Annotated in this window: 22 protein-coding genes and 2 pseudogenes; all 24 read right to left on the bottom strand. The window is 34.9% G+C overall.

The features are described from left to right. Positions 1-3: 3 nt before the first annotated feature. Positions 4-603 carry a DUF3667 domain-containing protein gene (locus tag AC0L3Q_RS05370; protein WP_473285640.1) on the bottom strand — a complete coding sequence of 200 codons (600 nt, stop codon included), beginning with the start codon at positions 601-603 and terminating at the stop codon, positions 4-6. Positions 604-829: 226 nt separating this feature from the next. Further along, positions 830-1,273, bottom strand: coding sequence for an RDD family protein (locus AC0L3Q_RS05365; protein WP_473285639.1), 444 nt, complete (start codon positions 1,271-1,273; stop codon positions 830-832). Positions 1,274-1,301: 28 nt separating this feature from the next. Then, complete coding sequence (locus tag AC0L3Q_RS05360) at positions 1,302-1,745, bottom strand: GNAT family N-acetyltransferase (RefSeq protein WP_473285638.1); 444 nt, start codon at positions 1,743-1,745, stop codon at positions 1,302-1,304. A 108-nt stretch (positions 1,746-1,853) separates the two neighbouring features. Then, entirely contained in the window at positions 1,854-2,438 is a 585-nt protein-coding gene (locus AC0L3Q_RS05355) for a nuclear transport factor 2-like protein (RefSeq protein ID WP_473285637.1), read from the bottom strand. Positions 2,439-2,564: 126 nt separating this feature from the next. Then, a complete protein-coding gene (locus tag AC0L3Q_RS05350; protein WP_473285636.1) occupies positions 2,565-3,278 on the bottom strand; it encodes a hypothetical protein in 714 nt (237 codons plus the stop codon). Positions 3,279-3,461: 183 nt separating this feature from the next. Further along, complete coding sequence (locus AC0L3Q_RS05345; RefSeq protein WP_473285635.1) at positions 3,462-4,979, bottom strand: prolyl oligopeptidase family serine peptidase; 1,518 nt, start codon at positions 4,977-4,979, stop codon at positions 3,462-3,464. Positions 4,980-5,121: 142 nt separating this feature from the next. After that, a complete protein-coding gene (locus AC0L3Q_RS05340) occupies positions 5,122-5,457 on the bottom strand; it encodes an avidin-fold protein (RefSeq protein ID WP_473285634.1) in 336 nt (111 codons plus the stop codon). A 52-nt stretch (positions 5,458-5,509) separates the two neighbouring features. Beyond that, the gene (locus AC0L3Q_RS05335; RefSeq protein WP_473285633.1) at positions 5,510-6,883 is read right to left on the bottom strand and encodes a S41 family peptidase; all 1,374 of its coding nucleotides are present in this window, start codon (positions 6,881-6,883) and stop codon (positions 5,510-5,512) included. A gap of 108 nt (positions 6,884-6,991) precedes the next feature. Further along, complete coding sequence (locus tag AC0L3Q_RS05330; RefSeq protein ID WP_473285632.1) at positions 6,992-7,516, bottom strand: RDD family protein; 525 nt, start codon at positions 7,514-7,516, stop codon at positions 6,992-6,994. A gap of 8 nt (positions 7,517-7,524) precedes the next feature. Beyond that, positions 7,525-8,055, bottom strand: a complete 531-nt coding sequence (locus AC0L3Q_RS05325; RefSeq protein ID WP_473285631.1) for a CIA30 family protein — start codon at positions 8,053-8,055, stop codon at positions 7,525-7,527. 167 nt (positions 8,056-8,222) lie between these two features. Further along, positions 8,223-8,714, bottom strand: coding sequence for a VOC family protein (locus tag AC0L3Q_RS05320; protein ID WP_473285630.1), 492 nt, complete (start codon positions 8,712-8,714; stop codon positions 8,223-8,225). Between the two features lie 75 nt (positions 8,715-8,789). Next, positions 8,790-9,029: pseudogene (locus tag AC0L3Q_RS05315) on the bottom strand (helix-turn-helix domain-containing protein); the annotation flags it as partial. Between the two features lie 30 nt (positions 9,030-9,059). Continuing rightward, positions 9,060-9,605, bottom strand: coding sequence for a DUF6597 domain-containing transcriptional factor (locus AC0L3Q_RS05310; protein WP_473285629.1), 546 nt, complete (start codon positions 9,603-9,605; stop codon positions 9,060-9,062). A 2-nt stretch (positions 9,606-9,607) separates the two neighbouring features. Continuing rightward, positions 9,608-10,096 (bottom strand): ribonuclease E activity regulator RraA, encoded by a 489-nt coding sequence (gene rraA, locus AC0L3Q_RS05305; RefSeq protein ID WP_473285628.1) that lies wholly within the window; start codon positions 10,094-10,096, stop codon positions 9,608-9,610. Positions 10,097-10,130: 34 nt separating this feature from the next. After that, on the bottom strand, positions 10,131-10,778 hold the full coding sequence (locus AC0L3Q_RS05300; RefSeq protein WP_473285627.1) for a hypothetical protein: 648 nt from the start codon (positions 10,776-10,778) through the stop codon (positions 10,131-10,133). A gap of 202 nt (positions 10,779-10,980) precedes the next feature. Further along, the gene (locus AC0L3Q_RS05295) at positions 10,981-11,703 is read right to left on the bottom strand and encodes a GNAT family N-acetyltransferase (protein ID WP_473285626.1); all 723 of its coding nucleotides are present in this window, start codon (positions 11,701-11,703) and stop codon (positions 10,981-10,983) included. Then, a complete protein-coding gene (locus tag AC0L3Q_RS05290; protein ID WP_473285625.1) occupies positions 11,700-12,149 on the bottom strand; it encodes a DMT family transporter in 450 nt (149 codons plus the stop codon). Before AC0L3Q_RS05290 ends, AC0L3Q_RS05295 begins: the two co-directional genes overlap by 4 nt. 63 nt (positions 12,150-12,212) lie before the next feature. After that, the gene (locus tag AC0L3Q_RS05285) at positions 12,213-12,800 is read right to left on the bottom strand and encodes a Crp/Fnr family transcriptional regulator (RefSeq protein ID WP_473285624.1); all 588 of its coding nucleotides are present in this window, start codon (positions 12,798-12,800) and stop codon (positions 12,213-12,215) included. A 37-nt stretch (positions 12,801-12,837) separates the two neighbouring features. Beyond that, positions 12,838-14,013 (bottom strand): serine hydrolase domain-containing protein, encoded by a 1,176-nt coding sequence (locus AC0L3Q_RS05280; protein ID WP_473285623.1) that lies wholly within the window; start codon positions 14,011-14,013, stop codon positions 12,838-12,840. An 11-nt stretch (positions 14,014-14,024) separates the two neighbouring features. Further along, entirely contained in the window at positions 14,025-15,014 is a 990-nt protein-coding gene (locus AC0L3Q_RS05275; RefSeq protein ID WP_473285622.1) for a WG repeat-containing protein, read from the bottom strand. A gap of 147 nt (positions 15,015-15,161) precedes the next feature. Beyond that, on the bottom strand, positions 15,162-15,401 hold the full coding sequence (locus AC0L3Q_RS05270) for a hypothetical protein (RefSeq protein ID WP_473285621.1): 240 nt from the start codon (positions 15,399-15,401) through the stop codon (positions 15,162-15,164). Further along, positions 15,398-16,348 carry a bifunctional helix-turn-helix transcriptional regulator/GNAT family N-acetyltransferase gene (locus AC0L3Q_RS05265; protein ID WP_473285620.1) on the bottom strand — a complete coding sequence of 317 codons (951 nt, stop codon included), beginning with the start codon at positions 16,346-16,348 and terminating at the stop codon, positions 15,398-15,400. Before AC0L3Q_RS05265 ends, AC0L3Q_RS05270 begins: the two co-directional genes overlap by 4 nt. Positions 16,349-16,501: 153 nt before the next feature. Further along, positions 16,502-16,858: a hypothetical protein gene (locus AC0L3Q_RS05260; protein WP_473285619.1), complete on the bottom strand. Its 357-nt coding sequence runs from the start codon at positions 16,856-16,858 to the stop codon at positions 16,502-16,504. After that, a pseudogene (locus tag AC0L3Q_RS05255) lies at positions 16,851-19,273 on the bottom strand (penicillin acylase family protein). The gene AC0L3Q_RS05260 and the pseudogene AC0L3Q_RS05255 overlap by 8 nt, the downstream one beginning before the upstream one ends. Positions 19,274-19,365: the final 92 nt, after the last annotated feature.

Below are 19,365 nucleotides of genomic sequence, written 5' to 3'. Positions count from 1 at the left end.
TTATCAACCAATTTTGTTAAAGACATCTATTAAAATTCCAATCAAGACGATAACAAATGAACCCATTGTTGTTCCAAAAACATATGCTAACAAGCCCTTGAAATAACTCATCGCTTTGTTTTTATCAAAGAAGTTTCCAATAGCCCAGGCAGAATAAGCAAGTGCCACAAAATAGGTAAAATTATAACTTTCAAAACCTGTTATACTTTCTACAATCCCAAAGAAAGTGAAAATTAGATTTCCGATTCCTACAGTAAAAAATACCAAAATAAATATCTCATAGATATTATACTTGGAGTTTAAAAAAAACAATCGAGTCCAAAGCCCAATAAAAAAACCCAATAGAATATTTACCACCCCAAAATTTTCTCCGACCCATTCAAATGCTTTTAGCACGCCAGGGCTTTGTATATTCTCTGGAGTTGTTCCCGTATTAAAACCTAATATTTGTTGAGTAATCACAAAAAACAGTGAACTAAAAATCACAAAAATGATAGGCTTTACCAATCTTTTTCTATCATATAAAATAAATTCAAGTACCGCTTTTCCCGGTCTTAAAAACAACTCTTTGATGGTATACAACACTCCCTTTTCAAAGTTCAAAACACCACCAATTTCTTTTAGGATATAAGCACCATCAATTCTCTCTAAAGGTTCTAAATTTTTATGTTCCTCAGACTGTTGTTGATCAGGAGTAGTATTCCATTTTTTTGTTTTTTATCAATAGTAACTTTAACGTGTAGAACGATTAAGAAACTTCCCTTGGAGCACTAAAATAACAAAATTGAATTGCATTCTTTTATAATAAGCTCTACTGCAAATAGACTCTTTATTTTTCGCTTTGAGTTTTAATAACTATAGTTTTTGCAACGATATCACCAACCCTTTGGTTCTTTTCTGAGTTTTGTATCGTTAGAATCCCAACTAATCCGAAAAAAAACATGTCAATAGGATCGAATAGATGCCTAAGCAAAGATTGTCCTAATGAAACTTTTTTTGAAATTCCGTTAATCGACACAGGTTTTAATCTTGTAATTGAATTACCTATGGTAGCCCCGAACAACTGTTCAAGTCCAACTGTCATTATCCCCCAAAATAATACCGGTATCAATGCTGGCAATCCGTTTACAGAATATCCTCCATCCGGGTCAGGAGCTCCAAAAGTGTATATATACACAAAGAAAAACGCATAAATTATTAAGTAGTCGATAAATCCAGCCAAAATTCTGCTTCCAAGATTTGATTCGTTTTTTGTATTCTTTTGATTATTCATTCAGTTTCTAATATATATTGAAACAGTATTATTTGTTCAACTCCATATGTAAGATCGGATAAGGTTTACCAATGGAGTCTAATTCTGAACGACTTATAACTTCAAATCCGAAATGCTTATAAAAACCAACAGCTTGTTCATTTTGTTCGTTCACATCTACTTTGGTTACGCCCAAATTATCGATAGCATAATCTAATAATGTTTTTCCAATTCTTTTTCCTCGATACTTAGGATCTATAAATAACATTTCCAAATTCCCTTCGGCAACTCCTAAAAACCCTATTATGCTTTGATCTTTATTCTTGATACATCTTAATGTTACTGCATCCAAATAGGTATTTAAGATTAGCGGTTTAAAATAGGTTATATCTTCTTCTTTTAAAAAGTGATGCGTAGCTCTAACCGAAGCTTCCCAAACCTCTACTACTTCTTGGTATTGTTCTTTGCTAACTGTATCTATTTTTTGTTTCATTCGTTTGATTGTAACTATCGTTCCCCGTAGATGTCCGCCTAGAGCAAAGCGTTACCTTATTTTTTTGATTTTTCTACCTCATCAACAGTCAAATCCGTATATGGATTGCTATCTATTGGCATTGTACAATTCGATGGCTTGTAAGTATTTCTTTCCTACCTCCTTTGTTTGCGGATACAGAAATCCATCCAGTTCAGGATGGTTTACCTTCGTCCAATTTACCAGGCCATCCCTGTTTTTAAGAAATTTTGCGACATCAAAAACCTCGTATTCCACTCTTTCAACCTTGACTATTTTTTGATCCTCAAATCGTACCATTTCACGCCATACTATTGGTTCTTCGGTTAGAAAAAGAATTCTTTTATCAATTTTTGAAATTTTGGCTTTCACCACATCATTTTTTTGTTCAATTTCAAGGACTTTGTAAGTGGGCTCGAATACCGAATCCCATTCTAACCATATGGTATAGGCTTCTTGAGAAAAACGTTCTTCGTAGTTGTCTGCGTTTTCTCGTACCACAATACTATCCCCTAGTATCGCTGCCATTCCGGAGACATCAGAACGATCAAGAGCCTCATAATACTGCTTTGCAATTTCGAGTTTGGTAATTTCTTCATCCTTTTTCTTTTCAGAAGTATTGCAGGATGTACACCCTATGATCAGCAATACTAACAGTGTCAGGATTTTGTTCATTCTCTTTTAATTTGATGTAATATACTAATAAAGGGCATTAAATGCCCTTTATATAATGTGATCTTCAGCGTTTTTAATTCAATCCGATTCTTCAAGATGAAATTACGTCATCATGAATCATTCAAGTTATAGACCTTTCAAATCAATTACTTCAAAATTTCTAGCATCAAAATAATCATCCAATCCATAATCAGTATTAATGATGACCCCTCCCAATAAGGTTATCTTGTCTACATGGAATTCATTTTTACAGGTTTTTATATACTCATGGATCTTCTTATCAATAATCTTGTACGTGGCTTCTGTAATGGCTTTTGCCTGATTATCGCTACCCAGTATTTCGTCTCTGTATGGCAATAAGCTCTCTTCCAACTTCATTTGTTGGTAGTCATCATCATTGATCACAGGAGCGTAACTATTATCTTGTAAACGACTTAAAGCAAGCATCAAAGCTCCACAAGAGTTTCCTGTTTCTTCCATTCTTGGTCGATACATCTTACCTAAATCTCCTTCTAAGGTAATTCCGATATGAGGGCCATAAAAAATAAAAGCACTTCCATTATCCGGTATATGATGTGCGAATGCTGTCATTCCTGTTTGTCCAACAAAAGGGACTCCCCCAAGTCCTCCCATAACAAACGGTCCAAACAAGACATTAAAGAACGTAGTTGATGGCACATTGATATCGTCAGAACATACAGAAGTTGCCATAAGTACCTTTGAAATATCTAATTGATGCTCAATTTGCATTTTCCCTAAATAATGAATAGAAGTATCCTTTGCATCCTTCGCATTAGGGAATTCCTTTTTTACTACTTCGTCAAATTTTCTTTGTAACATGCTTCAGTGATTTTTTACAATGTTTTAATTATTAGATCTTATAAAGATAAACTAATTTCATCAAAAGCAACAAAGTTGCATTAAATATAAAGTATCAAATGGGAGACCTTGCCAGATATAATTTTCCGACAATTATTTTTCTTTGTCTTTTGCTATCTCAAGGTATATGTAGTACAGAAATTCCTAATTCTTTAACTGCTGTAGCTTATGAATTGCATTTTGGTTTTCAGGATTCAGTTCTAAAGATTTTTTGAAGTTCACAATGGCATTTTTTGCATCCTTTTTGATCAAGTAAGCTTCGGCTATACTATCGTACAAATTTGCCGAATTTGGATATATATGCAACGCTAACAAAAACACATTGATCCCCTCCTCTATTCTTTTTTGGCCAAAAGACAATCTCAAACCTAGTTTATTGAGCATCCACTCTTTTAGTTTAAGGTTTGGATGGTTTGTCAAAGTTTGTTGATACAAAGGAATCAAATCTTGATATCCTTGACCTAGTGCCAAATCATTAAAATCCTTATAGTTGAATTCTTTTGAGAGGGATTTCTTCATTTTTTTTGAAATCTCATTCACCTCTGGAGTGTTTTCAATGAATTTCTTGGCACTTACTTCATTTTTTAATGTAGCATTGAGAAATTGCAAGGTATACATCGAAAGCAGGTTGTAAGAGGCCATTATTTTATCATCACTTTTGTCTTGCCTTTTATCTCTATTCCCAAATAAAACGCCATAGGAACTAAAATAAGAATGAGATAGATCATGGAATTTGTAACTATACGCATTGCTGTATTGTAAAGAATCATACAGTTGAAACTTATAGTTCAATTCTTCTGGAATCTTATCCTCCTTCAAAACGATTTCAGGAATTTCTTTTTGGGCAAAATGAACATAGGGAATATTCAATCTGTTTAAATTAAAATAAGCTGATTTTTCTAACACATCATATCTGTATCTTTCTGTTCCATCCAGACTTACCAAGGCTTTTATGTTACGATTTTTCATCACCGTAATTGCGTTAGAGAGCCCTCCAAAACTAAATCCCATCAATGCAATTTTATCTGTATCTATGCTTTTATACTTATGAATCTCTTTTAGTAGGAACTCGACATCACGAGATTGCGTTTCCATATCTTTGGTTGTTCCACCTTCTAACTGTCTGGTATCTGTACCTCGGGATGGGCTTGATATCACAACAAATCCATTACTCACCAAATACTCAAAGAGTGCAAAATTCTCGATCGATGACGCTTGGTAACTGGGTGCATACACTACCACAGGAAATGTATCGTCCAAAAAATGGACTTCAGGAAAAGCTCTCGCGTTTTCGGGTAGATGCGCTTTGTTTTGAGGTGTATTCCACAAGTAAGGAAACCAATCTAGCAGAAACTCATTGGGTAAGTTTTCCCATTCTTCCTCTTCCTTTAACACCTCCAAATAATCTAAAACTGTTAGTGGCTTGGTATTTTCTTTTTTAAGGTCTGCAGGATACCAAATACTCACAGGAATGGGTCTGTATACAAATTGATTATTGAACTCATTTTTGATTTGATAAGTTCTTGTACTATCAACAGTGGTATAATGTTTAAAACCTACGGTATACTTCCCTGGGTTTAAATTGATTTTTTCTAATGAAGTTTGTCCAGATAGTACCCCAAATTGAAAAAGCACCAGGGCCCATAACATTGCGATTCTCATATTTTTAGATGATTAGTGTTCAAACGTATAGATTTACTAAATAGATGATTGTTACAGTTGGTATGCTAGTAGATGGTGTTTATAATAGCAGTATTTTTCTGAAAGCAGCAATTATAATCATTGAGATTGTATGCGATATCTTTCACTCAATTTCTATATATTCTGACTTTCCACCAGTCAAATCTCCATTTAGCCAATTCCAGTCAAACTCTAATTTAAGTTTTCCATCTGTTGTTTCCGAAATGATCCCTTTAGACTCCCCTGCTTTTAATTCTCCATCGGTAGTGAGGCACTGATACAAAAGTTCAATTTTTGAATCTTCAATTTGCTTACCAATAATAAGCCCTTCTTGTATCGATCCTCCTTTATAAGTTCCGGTAATTGTTGTTCCCTTTTGGAAGTAATGAAAAGTGGTTTCTTTGGATGATAATCCACTTTTATTTTCGGCAGTTACAAATTTTCTATTGTTTAAATTCAATGTAAATACTTTTTTAATTTCTAAAATAATTATGAATCCACTATTAGTAATTTTATTCTGTACTGGAAGTGCTTGATGTTCTTATCAGTGCGTGTACTTTATCCATATGAATGCCCTTACCATTATTCAGATCTTCAACGGTATACATCACATTAATTTTAGGCAGTAATCCTTTATTTATGGTCTGCTGTTTTTCTGAAACCGGAAAAACGATGTGATATCTTGGTATTCCAATCTCTAGCTGGCTATTGACTAAAGTGACATACTGCTTTGATCCAGCTGCAAACCCTTCATACCGAGTACCAGTCTCTTCTCCAACAATAGTAGCATCTGCATATTCGTAAAGATATCTCGCAAGGGTACTGCCTGCAGAATACGTTCTTCCATCTACCAGTACATAAACGTTACCTTTAAATGCGTTTTTCGAGGGTTTAGGAAACTTATAGATTTTCTCCTTTCCTTTCCAGGAAATAGTTTTTCTTAGAAATGGAGATTGCACACTCCCCTTGAGTATGTATGGTACCATATCATCGGCAAACTCATTTCTTCCTCCAGTATTTCCTCTCAGATCGATCACCAAATGTTTCATCTGTTTAGCATCAATCTGAGTAAAGATAGTTTTGTAAAGTTGGGGGGATTTGACTTCAAACTTCTCTACCAACTTCCTGGCAAAAGATGGTAAGGTCAAATAGGCTACATTATCTTTAAACTCCAGGGTATAAAAGGCCTCATTCCCTCCCTTTTTCTTTACATTATCAGCATTATATTTAGCAAAGTTTTTGGACTGTACCTCCCTCGTCAATCCTTGTATTGTTATTTTTTTAGTACTGCCAGCTGTATCTTTTATCTCCAAATGATAGGTGTCAGTTGGAAATACATACAAGTAATACATCCAGGAAAACCCCTGTTCAATAATTCTGTCTTGATAGGTATTTATACTACCATCGGAAGGTGATGCTGAATATAATCGACTCAGAATATCTTCTGCTTTCATAGTATTCATTGATAGAATTTCATCACCACGGTTTAATAGTTGTTCTCCTGAATTATCATTCCAGACGTATATACTACCCTTTATGATTTTTATTGAAATTGGTAGGTACTGATATTCATTTTGCAAGAAACCCGAATGTACCTTATCCTTCCAACTTCCTAATGCGAAATGACCTTCATTGCTCAAAGCACAAAGTTGACTTATCCATTTAAAAGTTTCAATATTGGATGCCGAATCTTTAGGAATCTTTGCAATTAAACGATCGACATTTGTGTTAAACTTTGGATTGTAAACCTCTAGCGCTGGGTTATATTCTGCAATAGCGTTTTTTAACTGAATTAAATCATCATACAACTGGGTATTTGATAGACTTTGCCCGCGAAGCACACCAAATTGAAAAAAGATCAAGGCCAATAACGTTACAATTCTCATTTTTTACGTGATTAGTGTTTAAGTCTATAGATTCCCTAATTAGATAATTGTTACAGTTGGTTTTCTTGCAACCAATATCTATAACGAAAGTGGCAATATCAAGAAAGCCTACAGTTTATTATTTTGTTGCCTGTTCATTCCAATTTTTGTGTTCGATACTTTATCATATATACTACTTTCCCCTCCTGAGATAATAATACTGATCAAATAAATCACAATAATGACCTGAGGTACTATTAAAGTAACCCAAATCCAGACTGGAGGATTTTGATCAGATTCAGAGTAGAAAACAATCCAATGCACCCCAGTATGAGCAATTTCCCAGGGCAATAGCTTTAAGATATTCCTTATAAGAATATGTACTCTACTATTTTGAGAACCAGAACGAACTGAAATATTTAAGATTTTTTTCCCAATCGTAGCTCTAGTTTTGCTTTGTTCTGACAAGAAAAAATAAAAGAACACTGGCAATGTTAACGAAACGAACCCCAACAGCTGAGCGCTAATAGGTGTTAAAGGGATTTTTTTTAAATTGAAGATAGTCGCAATCCCAAATAAAATAACAGCGTAGATGGCGATGATGATATAGTCAATCATGTATGCTACTAATCTTCTTATAACTAATTTTTTCATATGTTGACTTATCTCAATGCTATGGTATCTATAAGCAACTGAAATTCTTCTTCACTTTTGTTTCCGATTAAAAAAGCAATTTCCTCTATATACTCTCCTGAAAAATTTGGTTGCTCAAGCTTTCTCCCTCTAAATGTAGGATACATATCTTTTAAAGGGATTTGTATTTCCTGCCAATCTCCATTTGTAGAGAAATAAGATATATAAGAATAATAATCTCTTGAATTGGCTTTTAGTCTAAATTGATATTTTTTACCATCTCCTTTTACTTTAAGGACGATTTTGGAGAAACCCTTCGCCGACATTCTTTCAAATCTATGTCGTACCGAGGAGAACCCTCCATTATTTTCTAAGGATACATTTCCTTTAAAAACTCCATAACCTTCAGGACTTAACGTCAAAGAACCCGATGATCTTCCTCCCATCACAACGTCATCAACTACTAGCCAGTTTTTTAGATCCGAATCTGGATTAAAATCAAAAATGATCTGTGATGAAAGTGAAGCAAACATGATAATCATAGTTATTATATACTTCATGATTTAGCAATTGCTATTCTTTAGAGCTGTTACTATCCCTGTAACGCACTCTAAAAAATGATATTTTTTGATAACAAGATACTAAATATTAGAAACAACAACGGTTTGAGTCTACACCCAAACCGTCATTATTTTTTATACATTTTTTGTAAGCTCTTTTTTCTTTATTAATTTGGAGAATGTAGCCCTAATTTATTTCCTTCTGTATCCAAAAACAAGGCAAAAAATCCACTTTCATCTGCATGAGCAGTTTTGGGAAAAATAATACTGCCACCATTTTCTTCAACCTTATCGAGTATAGTTTGAAGATTATTACCGCCATTTAGATATATAGTTACCCCATCCGCAGAGGGTTTGAAATCTTCTCCTTTCATGATGACTCCCATTACCGTTTGGTTTTGATACGGGAATATACCCATTTCCATTCCTGGCATTTCCATTTTTTCGATATCCACCTCCAAAATTGTTTGATAAAAACGAATTGCTCGCGAAATATCTGTTGCCGGAATCTCAAAAAGGGAAACAAAACTATTCATATCTTTTACTTTTTCTACCGTTGTTGGTTGTATTTTGGTTTCTGAATTGGGCTTGTTTTGATCTTTACAGCTAATAACGCTTAAGATCAAAAAAAATGAAACCCCTAGTATTTTTCTTTTCATTCTTTTAAATAAGTTTATATCATAAAATTAATTGTAACGAACGAATTGGAATTGTAAAAATGCGACATCAAAACCTTATTTGTAGAAAAGGGTCGAAAGCTCCATGTTTTTGTTTCCTAAAAATTCCTTTGGCGTAGTCCCAACGAATTCTTTAAAGTCCTTATTAAAATGGGCTTGATCGAAATATTCACTTTCATAAGCAATTGTGGTCAGGCTTTCTTTATCATCGAGCAACATTTGTAAAGCCGATTGTAAACGCAATACCCTACCCAACTGTTTTGGACTAATTCCTATTTGTTTTTTGAAATTTCTTTCGAGCTGTCTTCTTTTTGATAAATCTTCTTTCTATATTTGATGTATAGAGCTACTTCCATTTGTAGTAAGAAGTGCATCTACGGTAGTTTTCACTAAGTTTTCAATAGTAGAATTCTGATTCAATTTGTCAAAAAGAAAGGTTTCAATAATCTCAATACGTTCTTCAGTACCAGACGCCTTATCTATTTTCTGCTCTAGTGCTTGCCCAGTAATCTCTCCAAACAAATCTTTGATCGGCACTTCTTTATCTACTAACTTTTCGAGAGGGGTGTTCACAAAATTTCCAAAACCATGTGGATAAAAGCAAATTGCAAATGATTTGACATCACCTAAGGGTTCTATAAAATAGGATTTTGTTCTTTGTCCCATTATCATGGCGTTAGGATGCACTATAAATTCTTCTTCAGAGATATATTTTTTGATCTTATCTTTCAGGTTAAAGGTCATCTCGATACATCCATCTGGAATGATTTTTTGCTTTTCGTTATTAGGATCAAAAGGGACTTCTAAAGTCCAATAAAATTTGACCAAAGCACTTAGATCAGGATGTGGCTGAAACGTCTGATAATCCATCATAATTACATATTATTGAGTAACTTTTCTGAAGATAATAACACTCCATCCAAATCGGCATAAATGTGGTGTGTATTCTTAATTTTAGTCCCTTCGATTATCAATTCTTCACCCAATACACCTACATTTCTTTTGACACTTTTTACAGGGCAGGTTCCTATGGCTTTAATGCCAATATCCATGGTATTAATTTCTTTGGAATCTCTAATGCAACCATATACTAATATTCCTTCCCAATGATTATCTATCGCTAGCTTTGCTATATTATCTCCTACCAGCGCGCAACGCCTAGATCCTCCCCCATCAATGACCAAAACCTTACCACTCCCATCGTTTTCAAGTGTTTTTCTAACAAAAGAGTTATCCTCATAGACTTTTAAGGTGACCACCTCTCCGGCAAAACTTTCTTTTTTACCAAAATGTTTAAAATCTACATTGAGTAAGGTAAGTCGTTCTGCATATCGATCCCAAAGATCGGCTGTAATAATTTCCATGGTTATTGCTTTCTGTTTTTATAATGATAATGTTTTAATATTTAATCGTCAAATTCAACTCCAAAAATTCCCTTGATTTTCCTTGATGCATATTGTCAAATTCGAGAGTTAGGTGCATTCTATTTCCTGTTGTAAATTCGATGAGATCTACATCTTGAAAATGGTTGACAAATTTGGTTCCATAATTAAGTGTGGGCATTTCAAATTCTACTCGAGTGAGTCGCTTAATTTGGTTTGCATGTTCTGTAGGTTCTGTATGAGGCTTCTTTTCGCCACGATAAGGAAGTCTAAAAGTCCAAGGTAATTTTGGATATTCTTCGTTGGGGATGATGTCTATTGACATTCCTTCAGGAAAATAATTCGGTTGGTAAATTTTGCTGGTTTCAAAAAGTTGATCCGTGGATGTAGCGTTTACCAAACACAAACCAAACGGCGAATAATCATTGTTCTCGAATTGAGAGCGTTCCCATAGTTTTGTTGGAGCGGTCAATTCACTTTGAATTTCCTTTTCGTTAACCACCCATAAAATCTCGAGGAAGAAATTCTCAAAATAGAATTTTCGATTCGTTGTTCCTTGTCCAGGATGGCTTCTGCTACTGCCTTCTGTTAAACCAAATTCAATCAAACTATTGGCTTCTTCACCTCTAGCACTAGAAAATATAAATATGTGATCAACTTCCATATTCAATGAATAGCATCCAAAGTTTTATAACGGACTAGTATATGATAGACAGTGGGGTTTTCTCCTCACTGACTTTTCAATGTTATATGATCATAAATTTATTAAATTCATTTCCGTCTAAATGCTTATCAGATACTTTTTTATTCGGATCGAAGTTTTTTGTAACATATATGCATTTTGGGTTTTTGATATCAGTCAGTATTCATTGCTTTAACGTATAATTCTGCATTAAAAAGTCAACAGTAAATCCCATTTTCAAGTACATGTTTTTTGCCATTTCTGAGGCTTGTAACGTGGCTATATCACAATTTAAATCAATTGCCCTATTCAAAACATGTTGCATGATACTCCATGCATAACCTTTTTTTCTTTGAGCAGGAATAATGCCCAAGCTATGGATTCCGGCCACGTTGTTTGTGATCAACAACATCACTGTTCCTACGATATTTCCCTGATCATATACAAGAAAATAGTGCACATCATTGCTAGTTTTTACTACTACATTTGCTGCGATTTGATATCCAAAAGCTTCAGAAAAAGTACTACTCCACAACAAAGCTTTGGCTTCGTCATCTACTAGTATGCATTCTAATTCTCTTTCAATTTTATTTTTTTCGCTAAGAGGTAAACTCATACCGTATTGTAGAGATTTAAGTGTAAAAAGCTGTTGAGTCTCTAAGGAATTATCTTCCTGATTTTCACTAAAACAGGAGAAGGTCAACTCAGGAGATTCCTTCATTTTTAAACTTATTTCTTTTAATGACTCTTCAGATAGTGTTGAAGTCGACCAAATTCTATTGGGCCATTCTGTATTATTTATTTTAGCAATGGTATACGTTAACTTTTCTTCAAATCCCTGGAAAGCTTTCCCTGCTAACGCCCATAAACGGGTCAAATTATTGATATTTCGTTTTACGTTTTTCATTTTGAATTGATTAAGATGATTCCGACGATCATCGCAAAAGCTCCTATCAGTCGTTTTGTAGTTAAGGGTTCTACAGGCAGGTTTAACCAACCAAATTTCCCTGCTACTAACGAAAAAATAAGTTGTCCGCACAGGCCGAGAGCAATCATTTTTGAAATTCCAAGTTTTGGGATGGTATAGAAATAAAGTGTTATACCAATCATACTAAATAATCCGCCGATAAACCATAAAAACCAGGGTACCTCGCCAAAGATTTGAAGCTGAATATTTCCTTTACTTATAACTAACAAAATAAGTAAACCAAAAACAACACTCGTTATAGAAGTTGATATTACTGCAATAATAGGTTGTTTAAGAATTGAACCCAACTGTGTGTTGAATCCAGCTTGAACGGCAAGAAAAACGCCGCCCGTAAATGCAAGTGTGTATACTAATATTGATTTCATATTGCAAAGTTCAAGAAGAACAAGTTCTTTTTCCTTTACATATGTTGATTCAGGTGTGTTTTTTTATTTTTTTCGAATTCTACTTAATTGCGTAGGGGTAATCCCCAGATTAGAAGCTATGTAATGTAAAGGAATGCGTTCTTCAATTTTAGGGTGGGCATGGATAAAATCAAGATATCGTTCTTCGGCATCTTTTAAAACAATATTGATCTCTCGTTTTTCTTTATCGAGCACCCAATTTTTTTCGAGATAGGCAATATAGAAGTCTTTGAGTTCCACATGTTTCTCTATAAGTTGGCGATATTGTTTATAATCAAAACTAATGAGTATACAAGGTTCAATCGCTTCGAGTGCAAAATTTGAAGGTTCATTTATTAAAGCAGAAACCATCGAACCCACAAAATTCTCTTTTAAGAAGATATTTTTATGATACAAATTCCCTTCATCACTGATATAATACGAGACAATGACCCCTTTGTACAAAATGTGTTTTTGTTTTGAAGTCTTCCCGATTTCAAGCAACATTTCTCCTTTCTCCAAATGCTTGATTTCAGAAATTGACGCAATCAATGAGACATTCGTATCGTTTACCGGACTGTATGTATTTAGAACTTTTTTGATAAATGGTATGTAGTCTTCTATATCCTTCATTACCTACTGATTGATAACTGTTGTCATAAAATCAATATTACAAAGTGTTCACTTTTGTTTTCATTAAATGTTGTTCTATTAATGGTTTTAACTCATAAATAAGGTCTCTCCCCTTATTACCATTGGTCATTATAATGAACCCCATTTGCTGCTTCCAAAATAAATAAAAAAGAGATCTATAAGAATCATTTGCTCCTCCATGTTCGACGATATGTTTCCCATTTTCCGTATTGATTCTAGGGCCAAGTCCATTATGCGAATTTTCTTCTGCTGTGATCATATCTTCAACTAATTCCTTTGACAAAAATTTGGAACTAGTATCTTGTTGTGATGTCATCGTTGCTTTCAAAATCACATACAAATCCTCAGGAGTTATCCACAATCCAGAAGCGGCTGCTTCTGGCATAGTTTGATAACCTCGTGGCAAAGCCTCTGGTTTTCCTTTTTCATCATGGGCTTTGGCAATATTTCCAAATGCCTCTGGAAGCGGATTTAAAAAACTTGCTCTTTTAAGTCCTAATGGTTCAAATATTTCTTTTGTAGCAGCTTTATGAAAAGGTAACCCGGTAACATCTTCAATGATCTTCTGTAAGACCGTTGTTCCACCACCAGAATATTGATATTTTTCACCAACTGGAAAGACTAATTTTACTTCGTCATTTTTTACGGGTTCTTTACCTTCCAGAATAGCTATCGTTGATGTTGGCAGTGCTTCTCCCGGATAATAATCAGCAAAACCATGGACCGAAAATCCTGCTGTATGAGACAAGATATGTCTTATAGTTACAGGTTGATGTTTATTAAATTGATTTCCCTGGACCTTCCAATCTCTTAAATAGGTATTGATATCAGTATCCAAGGCTAATTTTCCAGAATCAACCAATCGTAATGCTAAAATTGCGGTGACTACTTTACTAACGGAACCCGCCGAAAATACCGTCTCTTGATCGATCGGTGTTTCTTTTCCTTTTTGTTGTACTCCAAATGTTAGGGTTTGTACAGTATCCAAACTCTTCATCAATAACATGCTCATTCCAGGGATTTTATGTTTTTTCATAAGCCGTTGTGCTGATACCTTTAGGCTATCTTTGCTCACAGCTAATGCAGTAGCGTTCGAACTTTTAGTCTGCGCGCAAGAAAAGGTGATGCCGTACGATAAACAGATCGCAAGTATTAATCTTTTACTATTCATTTTGGAAAGTATTTTTCTCATTAATCCTAGGATTACTTTGAAATCCAAATAAAGGCTCCAGCTTTATCGATATACCCTAATCGATCTCGATGCTTAACATAAGCAAGGCCATTTTTAAAGGGCAAAGCTATTTCAAACTTTTCCGGAATCACTATCTCCCCGCTCATATCAATATAACCTTTGTATTTGACTCCCGTTCTTTGAACACAGGCCGTCCCCTCGGAAAATCTCATGCTAGATTTGAATTTTGGTTCAATAACCCATTCCCCGGAAGTATTAACAAAACCAAAAAGCTCATTTTCTGAATCATACATATCCGCCAATCCTTCTGAAAAACTAGTTGCTACCTGAGTTGTCCTCTCAAAAGGGACTTCTCCTTCTATATTGATGAAGTAATAATCAAAACGATCCTTCACCATTGCAAACCCTTCTGAAAATGCATTTGCATAATAATCTTGAGGTTCAAAAACAACGTCACCTCTTTTATTAATATAGCCGTAATTGTTTTCACTTTTAATCCCTTCTTCGCCAATGTTAAAACGAACTGCTGCAAGTCCTTGTGAGAATTTACTTCTTGCCTCAAAAGTTCGATCCACACCAAATTCGCAATTTATAATTTGATTACCAAGTTCATCTATATACCCATAAGATCCATTTATAGCCACTAATGCTCGGTTTTCAGAGAAAGCATAGGCTTTGTCATAAATGGGTTCGGTTACAGGCTCTCCAAACTTATTGATATACATCTTTTTTTTATTATTAGCTTGGATAGGCGCCAATCCATCAGAGAAAAGACTTGTTTCATTCAAAGACCAACCATATCCAGAAAAAACAGGCTCTATTACCCAACTTCCATTTTCATTTATAAATCCTGAAAACCACTTGCCATTTTTTTCTATAACTGCCCAAGCAAGACCTTCATTAAACTCGGATACTCTTTCAAATACGGGTTCAATAACTTCTTGTCCTTTTTGGTTAATGAATCCATATTTCCCGTTTCGCGTAATTATATATCTAAACATCTTTTTTTACTGATAATGATTAATGCGAGAAAATATCCAAGTACCTTCTCTTGTTAAAAATACTTAATACCTGTGAATTTCTGATGCTCATTGTGAGCTTTAATATACTCGAGCAAACCTTTTAGAAGTAAGGCAATTGAGCTGGAATTATGGACATGCATTGTTAGCTAAAGCTTTTTTGATTTTTCTAAGTTTGAATATATGAAATCCATGAATCATAATCGCAATTCCGCATCCTATGATAAATGGCGGTGCATTGAGTAACACTCCATAGACAAGATAAATCAAATTGGCAATTAACGACAATAATCGCAATAGAAAGATATTTTTCATTGTCATCGAAACCAAATTGATTCCTAAAGCAATATAACCAATGATATGAATCATAATGAAAGGCACATAATTTTTTCTGTTCTTTCTAATACTTCCATTTGAGGTGGTGCCGAACGATCATCAAACCCAAGTTTATAATATAGTTTATGGGCTTGAGGCATACTCATAGTAGTTTGTAGCCACAATTCTTTAGCATCATTTTCTAGACAACGAGTTATACAACGCTCAATGAGCTTTGTCGCGATTCCCAGTTTTCTAAAGTTAGGATTGATAAATAACTTGGCGAATTCAAAAGTATCTTCATTCAATCGTTTCAGAGCAACGCAACCCACTATTTCACTTTTGAATTTTGCATAAAACAGAAATCCTCCATTTTCTAAATAGGCTTTATCCGGATTATGTAAAGTAAATTTATCTTCTTCTTCCAGTTCTCCGTTCAAAACACCTAACAACCAAGGTCCCGCCAATTCATAGAAGTATTTTTTCAAACTAGGCTTATAATCAATGATTTTTACAAATTCATCTCTGGGTTGATCAATACGTTTATTAATGGGTTGCCTATTAATTTCCCAATCAAGTCTATTTAGAATATTAATTAGATCCGGATGCCCCAGACAAAATAATTCTTTCAATGTATTAGAAAACGAAAACCATAGTGGTTCCAGTTTGTTTTGTAGTGCTTTACCTTTTTTGGTAAGTGTTACTAATTTGGAACGTTTGTCGTTAGGATTAGGTATGATACTAACTAGTTCTTCTTTTTCTAATTCACGTAAGATATTCTTGACCGTAATATGAGAAAAGGCAATTTGGTTGGAAATTTCAAGTATCGTTTGAGGATCTTTAGATTTTGCTAGTACATAGTAAACCGAAAACCAACTTGCTTTAAACTTAATATTAGCATCCAAATAAATCTTATCTCCATCTTGTTGTAGTTTTTCACTGATCCTACGAAACCTTGAAGCTCCTGCGAGATACCCTAACTCATTTAATATATCTACCATATTCTTGAATTTATGAAAGTACTTTTACAAAAGTATAAAAGTACTTTCATAAATTCAAATGTTTTTTCAGTTCTTTAGGTAACTTTTATATCCTTATCATAGAAAATCAGTCCATTGCCCAAAGAAATAACCTCCATCAACTCCCGAAAAACCTTATCTACCTCTACTAATTGTAATGACTTGTTTTCCGAAAACGGCGGCGATACCAGCTGCTAATCCTCCTATCACTCCTGTAATCAAAATAAGGAGATAAGGATTACCTCCTATTTGTAACAATTGCGATATTTTTTTGGCCAGCGTAAAATCATTAGTACTACTTAACATAAAACAATACACAGCCCAAAAAAGTAATATCGCCAAAAAGGGAACAAAAAAAACTGCTGCTTTTTTTAGCGGTATAAATAAAGATGTAGCTAAAGCCGCTGTCATTACCGACCACCACGGTAGAAATAATGATAATACTACTCCCAATATAATGGTGGCTATAAAATTGATGATATTCTTAGTCATTGCTAGCTGGTATTAAAGTTTGTGTCCCAATGATCGCACTAGTGGCTTCATTAGACTGTAAAAAATTCAGACTGTGGTACTTCCCAGCGGCCCAATCGTCGATAAAATTGTCATAGTATTTACTCCCCGGATTACCAGACTGACCTCCAGGATATATCCCCAAAGCTGTTGGCGGCGAGGTCATCTCTACGATCATTCTCCACGAAGGTCCGTGATCTTCAGAAGTGGCATTGACAATATTACGGTCTCCACCAATAGGAATATCAAATCTTGAAAAGGCCGGTAGAGCTTGTAACAAATGACCTGCGTAGGTCCCCTTGTAATTTGACCAGGTATAATCTCCTTCTTCCTCCTTTATTTCTTGTAAACGTTTCGCCGCTTCTTTAAAAGCCAACAGAAATAAATCTTTTGCTGTTTCAGTTGTATTCTTAGTGGCCACAATATCCATAAACTCGTGATTACCATGGTTTTTTAACAGATAAATGGTCTGGTAGGTATACGGCGAAGTCAACGCCACATCTTCTACATCAAATTCGTCCCAAAGCATTTTGTACAATTTGCCATACCACTGTCTCCATATACTTGGCCCAACCTCATCTATATCATTATTAAAGTTCCAACCTCTAATTTCTTCGTAGATCTCTATTTCATCTTCTGACAAGGAAGTGATATCCATATGTATGAACATATATGGAAGGAGTTCCTTAGCCTTAAGATTAAGGTTATTATTGTGTAAATCTTTAAAATCCTGTACACTAAATTTATCCTTTGTATTAAAAAAGGTGTTGATCACTCGATTTCTATACGTTTCATAACCATCATTAAAAACAAAATAGGGATAGTTTTCATCTACAGGATGCTGATTAGCAGAACTTACAAAACCTCGTTCCGGGTTTTTGGTATGTGCATTGAATTTTTGTGGAATATAGGATTGCCAATCATTTTCTGGATTACTACCATCCATCAAAAATTTCCCCTGCCCTTCCCATTTATTCGGAAATTTTCCTTGTATCCATAACGCAATATCTCCTTCGGTTGATGCAAATACGAAGTTTTGAGCGGGTGCATTCCAATATTGTAAAGCACTGACGTAGCCTTCATAATTCTTTGCTTTATTGAGTTCTAAAAATGTTTTCTGGTTATTCCCGCCATCATGACCTATCCACCTCATCGCATAACCCGAGCGCTCATTATCTGATTTAAAGTTTTTATCATACACTACAGGACCATGATGGGTATAAAGCACTGAATCCTTATAACTTTCTTGACCTTTGACCTTAATATCTTCTACCCTAACCGAAACATCTTTCCACTGACCGTCATATTTATATTTTGTACGATCCTCGTTGAATTCTATTTTATACCAATCGATAACATCTCTTGTAGCATTGGTTTCTCCCCAAGCAATATATTGGTTAAAGCCAGAAATCACTCCCAATGCACCAGGAATCGTAGCCCCAAACGCATTGTGATCTGGTGTGCTTAATTGCATCACAAACCAGATAGCAGGTAATTTAAGTCCTAAGTGTGGATCGTTGGCCAGTATCGGGTTACCAGTTTCAGACTTCGCTCCAGAAACCGCCCAGTTATTACTTCCATTATCGGGATGTGGCTTTTCTATAGTTTCGGCAATGGTATCCAAAACTGCTTGGCTAGCTGGCAAGTCTGTCTGAGGCACATCGATAAAACTCCAATCAGTCTCCTTGGGAATTACCGGATCAGTAACATCAAAAAAGTCAGGAAAGAGCAAATTAAAATTCTCCTCTCCAACAATGCGTAGCATATTAGTATATTCGAGATCATCGTCATTACCCGCCAGCATTTTGGTCATATACATCAACAACAAAGCTGTTTTTTTGCTGTCCAGGCTTCTGGTTGATAATCCAAAAGTTTGTATTCTACAGGATAATCTTTAGGATCAAGTTGGTCGATATATGCATTTACCCCATCTGCATAACTCTGCACAAAACTTAAGGTTTTGGGATCATAGTCCTCCATATACTTCATTACCTGATCTGCACCAAAGCCCATACCTCGTCTTCGTTCTGTCCTGTCATAATTTAAAGCTCTTTCTCCAAAAATCTCGGATAAGCGTCCAGCAGCAGCATGGGTTTGGAACTCCAATTGCCACAAACGGTGCTTTGCGGTGAGGTAGCCCTGGGCTTTATACAAGTCCTGTTCATTTTGAGCAAAAACATGCGGAATTATTAATTCATCATAATGTACCGTTACCTTATCTGTTAGGCCAGGAATATTAATCTCTCCCGTTAAGGATTCATCGGTTTCATTTTGCCAAATGCCCGAACTTGGATTTAAAAATTTACCTAAGGGAGGAATGGCGCCGAGTTTGGTATTTAAAACGTAAAAAATTCCAATGGTGAGTGCAAAGGAAATGAGAAGTTTAAAGTATTTCATTAAGTGCGTCTATTATAACCTCTCTAAAAATACCAAATATTATTTTAACACAATGCAGTCAATATGTGGTTTAAATTTTTCTTTTTCCTATT

It is taken from the genome of Aquimarina sp. KJ22-3 (assembly GCF_055808215.1).
This window is presented reverse-complemented; position numbering and strand designations above follow the sequence as displayed.